Raw genomic sequence first — 4,745 nt, 5'->3', positions numbered from 1 at the left:
TGTCATTCCCCGCGAAGGCGGGGAATCCAGTACGCCGCAGCCTCTCGGTTCTATCATAGCCGCCTCTGGAATACTGGATGCCCCGCTTTCGCGGGGCATGACAGCGCGTCGTATGGTGGCTCCTCGACGAGTCCACGCCTCACTTCTTCGCGTAAATATCCTTGTACGTATCCCGCAGCACGTTCTTCTGCACCTTGCCCATGGTGTTGCGCGGCAGCTCGTCGACGACGAAGACGCGCTTGGGCATCTTGAATTTGGCGAGCCGGCCGTCGAGCGCCTTCAGCACCGAAGCTTCGCTGACGTCCGCGCCCTTGTTGCAGACGAGAACCGCGGTGACGCCTTCGCCGAAATCGGCATGCGGCACGCCGATCACGGCGGATTCGACCACGCCGGGCATCGCGTCGATCTCGCTCTCGATCTCTTTCGGATAGACGTTGAAGCCGCCGGAGATGACGAGATCCTTGCCGCGGCCGAGGATGTGGACGTAGCCCTTGCCGTCGATCTTGCCGAGGTCGCCGGTGATGAAGAAGCCGTCGGGCCGGAATTCGGCCTTGGTCTTCTCCGGCATGCGCCAGTAGCCCTTGAACACGTTCGGGCCCTTGACCTCGATCATGCCGATMTCCTCGCGCGGCAGCTCCTTGCCGGTCTCGGGGTCGGTCACGCGCACGGAGACGCCGGGCAGGGGAAAGCCGACCGCGCCGGGCACGCGCTCGCCGTCATAGGGGTTCGACGTGTTCATGTTGGTCTCGGTCATGCCGTAGCGCTCGAGCACCGCGTGCCCGGTGCGCGCGGACCATTCGCGGTGGGTTTCGGCGAGCAGCGGCGCCGAGCCCGAAATGAACAGCCGCATGTGCTTGGTGGTCTCGCGCGACAGCGCGGCATTTTGCAGGAGGCGGGTGTAGAAGGTCGGCACGCCCATCAGCACGGTGGCGCGCGCCATCAACTTGATGATCAGGTCGGGGTCGAGCTTCGGCAGGAAGATCATCGACGCCCGCGAAAACAGCGTCACGTTGGTCGCCACGAACAGGCCGTGCGTATGGTAGATCGGCAGCGCGTGGATCAGCACGTCCTTGTCGGTGAAGCGCCAATAGCCGACGAGGCTCAGCGAGTTCGACGCGAGATTGTCGTGGGTGAGCATCGCGCCCTTGGAGCGGCCGGTGGTGCCCGACGTGTAGAGGATCGCGGCGAGATCGTCGCTCGCCCGCGCAACGGTCGCGAACTCGCTGCTCGCCTTGTCGGCGGCCTCCGTCAGCGAGCCCTTGCCGTCGGGGCCGAGCGTCTCGACCCCAGCCTTCACCTTGGCGGCGATCGGGGTGAGGCCTTCCGCCTTGGAGGGATCGCAGACCACCAGCGACGGCTCGGCATCGCCGATGAAGTAATCGAGCTCGTTCAGCGTATAGGCGGTGTTGAGCGGCAGGTAGACCGCGCCGGCCCGCACCGTGGCGAGATACAGCACGATGTTCGCGACCGATTTCTCGACCTGCACCGCGACGCGGTCGCCGGGCTTCACGCCGCGCGCGACCAGCACGTTCGCCATCTGCCCGGCCCGCGCAACCAGATCGCCATAGCTGATACGGGCGCCGTCATGCGTCTCGATGGCGAGGCGTTTGGGATCGTCCAGGCCGTCGAACAGGCGGGAAAACAGGTTGGCGTTGGCAGCTTGGTTCATGCAAGATTTCCTGGACCGCAAGGTCGGTCAAAACCGAGGGCTGGATTAGCAAAAACCGCCCCGATGAAGCAACGGAGACAGTTGGCATGACAAAAAACGGGAAACGCGTGGCCTGGGTCACGGGCGGGGGCAGCGGGATCGGGGAGGCCGGCGCCGAGGCGTTAGCGGCCGACGGCTGGACGGTGGTGGTGTCGGGCCGGCGCCAGTCAGCCCTGGATACCGTGGTTGCCAAGATCACCGGGGCGGGCGGGGCGGCCGAGGCCATCGCGCTGGACGTGTCCAACGCGGACGAGGCCCAGAAGGCGGCCGACCAGATCGTTGCGAAGCACGGCCGCATCGACCTGCTGGTCAACAATGCCGGCATCAATGTCCCCAAGCGGAGCTGGAAGGACATGGAACTGGAGGGCTGGGACAAGCTGGTCCAGGTCAACCTCAACGGCGTGCTCTATTGCATGCGCGCGGTGCTGCCGACGATGCGCAAGCAAAGGGACGGCTCGATCATCAACGTCTCGTCCTGGGCCGGCCGCCACGTCTCGAAGATGCCGGGCCCGGCCTACACCACGACCAAGCACGCGGTGCTGGCGCTGACCCATTCCTTCAACATGGACGAATGCGTCAACGGCCTGCGCGCCTGCTGCCTGATGCCGGGCGAGGTGGCGACCCCGATCCTGAAGCTGCGCCCGGTGGTGCCGAGCGAGGAGGAGCAGGCCAGGATGCTGCAGTCCGAAGATCTCGGTCGCACCATCGCCTTCATCGCGTCGATGCCGGCGCGCGTCTGCATCAACGAGCTCCTGATCAGCCCGACGCATAATCGCGGATTCGTTCAGACGCCGTTGAGCAGGGATTGAGGTATAGCGCGCGCCACAATCTCCACTCGTCGTCCCGGGGCGCGACGAAGTCGCGAGCCCGGGACCCATACCCACAGGGAGGAGTTTGGCGAAGACTCGTGGTTGCCAGCTCGTGCCACGATATCTTTCTGGGGTTATGGGTCCCGGCTCTGCGCTCCGCTCCAGACAACGCTGCGCGTTGTCGGGAACTGCGCTTGTCCGGGACGACAGCGCAGTGTGTGGACCGCGCCCGCGCACCACACGAAGCACCCCGCGCATAGTTTCACGCATCACAAAGAATTTTTCCCCGAAACCGCTTCGCAAACCCTCCCGTAGTTCGGTCCAACGACGGCGCTGCTGCTCACGTCAAACTGCCGCAGCCGCCGTTGTTGCCCCAACTCAAGCACCGGCCATTGCCGGGCTCAATTCAATCGGGAGACCTTCCATGTCGAAGCGTATTGCCTATCTCGCTGCCGCCGCCTTCAGCGCCCTCGCCATCACCGCGACCGTCGTCGCGCCCGTTCGCGCCGAGGAGAAGACCGTCATGGTCGGCGGCGCCGCGATGTTCCCGTCCAAGAACATCGTCCAGAACGCCGTCAACTCCAAGGACCACACCACGCTGGTGGCGGCGGTGAAGGCGGCCGGTCTCGTGCCGACGCTGGAAAGCAAGGGCCCGTTCACGGTGTTCGCGCCGACCAACGCCGCCTTCGGCAAGCTGCCGGCCGGCACCGTCGACACCCTGGTCAAGCCTGAGAACAAGGCGACCCTGACCAAGATTCTCACCTACCATGTCGTGCCCGGCAAGCTCGAGGCCTCCGACCTCACCGACGGCAAGAAGCTGAAGACGGCGGAAGGCGAGGAGCTGACGGTGAAGAAGATGGACGGCAAGGTCTGGATCATCGACGCCAAGGGCGGCACCTCGATGGTGACGATTTCCAACGTCAACCAGTCGAACGGCGTGATCCATGTGGTCGACACCGTGCTGATGCCGGCGACGTAACACCGCGGCGTCCTGTTTCATCCCCGGCAGGGTGCGACGAAACGGCGAGCCGGGGCCACCCGGCTCGCTTTATTGTGACCGCGATAGCCCGCCGGCATCGATTCGATCGTCGGCGGGGCGTAACGAAAACGGAATGCCCGGCGTATAATTCCCGACAGACGATCCAAGGACGAAACCATCATGGCAAGCCTCACAGTCACCGACGAGCAGGTCCGGTCCAGCCCGGCCAAAGTTATCCAGCCGGCCTGGGTTCGGGTCATGCATTGGATCAACGCTCTTGCCATGATCCTGATGATCCTGTCGGGCTGGCAGATCTACAACGCCTCGCCGCTGTTCGGTTTCAGTTTTCCGCGCGAGTATACGCTTGGTGGCTGGCTCGGCGGCGGCCTGCTCTGGCATTTTGCGGCGATGTGGCTCCTGATGATCAACGGCCTCGCCTATCTCATCACGGGCTTCGCCACCGGCCGCTTCCGCAAAAAGCTGCTGCCGATCACGCCGTCCGGCGTGCTCCACGACGTCAGGGCCGCGCTCACCTTCAAGCTCGGCCATGACGATCTCACCGTCTACAATTACGTGCAGCGCGTGCTCTATGCCGGCATCATCGTGGTCGGCGTGCTCATCGTGCTGTCCGGCCTGGGGATGTGGAAGCCGGTGCAACTGCATTGGCTGGTGACGCTGTTCGGCGACTATCCGACCGCGCGCTACGTCCACTTCTTCTGCATGGCCGCGATCTGCGCCTTCCTTGTCATCCACGTCGCCCTCGCGCTGCTGGTGCCGAAGAGCCTGCGCGCGATGATCATCGGTCGCTGAGGGAGAGCAGCCATGGCCAAGCGTTCATTCCTGATCCCCGGCGTCGACAAGCGGCTGCTGATCAAGGACTCGATCAAGACGATGCCTGACGTCACCCGCCGCCGCTTCATCGCGGGCGGCGCCAGCCTCGGCGCGCTGACGCTGCTCACCGGCTGCGACGTGATCGACTCGTCCTCCGCCGAGGAGATGCTGAAGAGTGTCTCGAAGTTCAACGACGCCGTGCAGGATTTCATCTTCAATCCCGACGCGCTGGCGCCGACCTTCCCCGAGAGCGCCATCACGAAGCCGTTTCCGTTCAACGCCTATTACGATCTCGACGATGCGCCGGAGGTTTCGGCCGCGGACTGGAAGCTCGAAGTGCGCGGCCTCGTCGACAACAAGAAGTCCTGGACGCTGGATGAGCTCTACAAGTTGCCGCAGGTCACGCAGATCACGCGTC

The 4,745-nt window shown here is 64.4% G+C and carries 5 protein-coding genes; 4 read left to right on the top strand and 1 reads right to left on the bottom strand.

Annotated features, from left to right (window positions below):
• Window positions 1-139 precede the first annotated feature (139 nt).
• Window positions 140-1,669, bottom strand: a complete 1,530-nt coding sequence (locus AC1D00_RS27370) for a malonate--CoA ligase (protein ID WP_477012801.1) — start codon at window positions 1,667-1,669, stop codon at window positions 140-142.
• An 86-nt stretch (window positions 1,670-1,755) separates the two neighbouring features.
• Here AC1D00_RS27370 and AC1D00_RS27365 point away from each other — a divergent pair, with 86 nt between their 5' ends.
• The 4 genes from AC1D00_RS27365 to AC1D00_RS27350 all read left to right on the top strand — a co-directional run.
• Window positions 1,756-2,517 (top strand): SDR family oxidoreductase, encoded by a 762-nt coding sequence (locus AC1D00_RS27365; RefSeq protein WP_477012800.1) that lies wholly within the window; start codon window positions 1,756-1,758, stop codon window positions 2,515-2,517.
• Between the two features lie 424 nt (window positions 2,518-2,941).
• Window positions 2,942-3,496 carry a fasciclin domain-containing protein gene (locus tag AC1D00_RS27360; RefSeq protein ID WP_092189471.1) on the top strand — a complete coding sequence of 185 codons (555 nt, stop codon included), beginning with the start codon at window positions 2,942-2,944 and terminating at the stop codon, window positions 3,494-3,496.
• A gap of 180 nt (window positions 3,497-3,676) precedes the next feature.
• Window positions 3,677-4,306 (top strand): cytochrome b/b6 domain-containing protein, encoded by a 630-nt coding sequence (locus tag AC1D00_RS27355; protein ID WP_135179239.1) that lies wholly within the window; start codon window positions 3,677-3,679, stop codon window positions 4,304-4,306.
• Between the two features lie 12 nt (window positions 4,307-4,318).
• A partial coding sequence (locus tag AC1D00_RS27350; RefSeq protein WP_477012799.1) for a molybdopterin-dependent oxidoreductase occupies window positions 4,319-4,745 on the top strand: 427 nt, incomplete at its 3' end.

The organism is Bradyrhizobium sp. P2_E8 (genome assembly GCF_056403875.1).
This window is presented reverse-complemented; position numbering and strand designations above follow the sequence as displayed.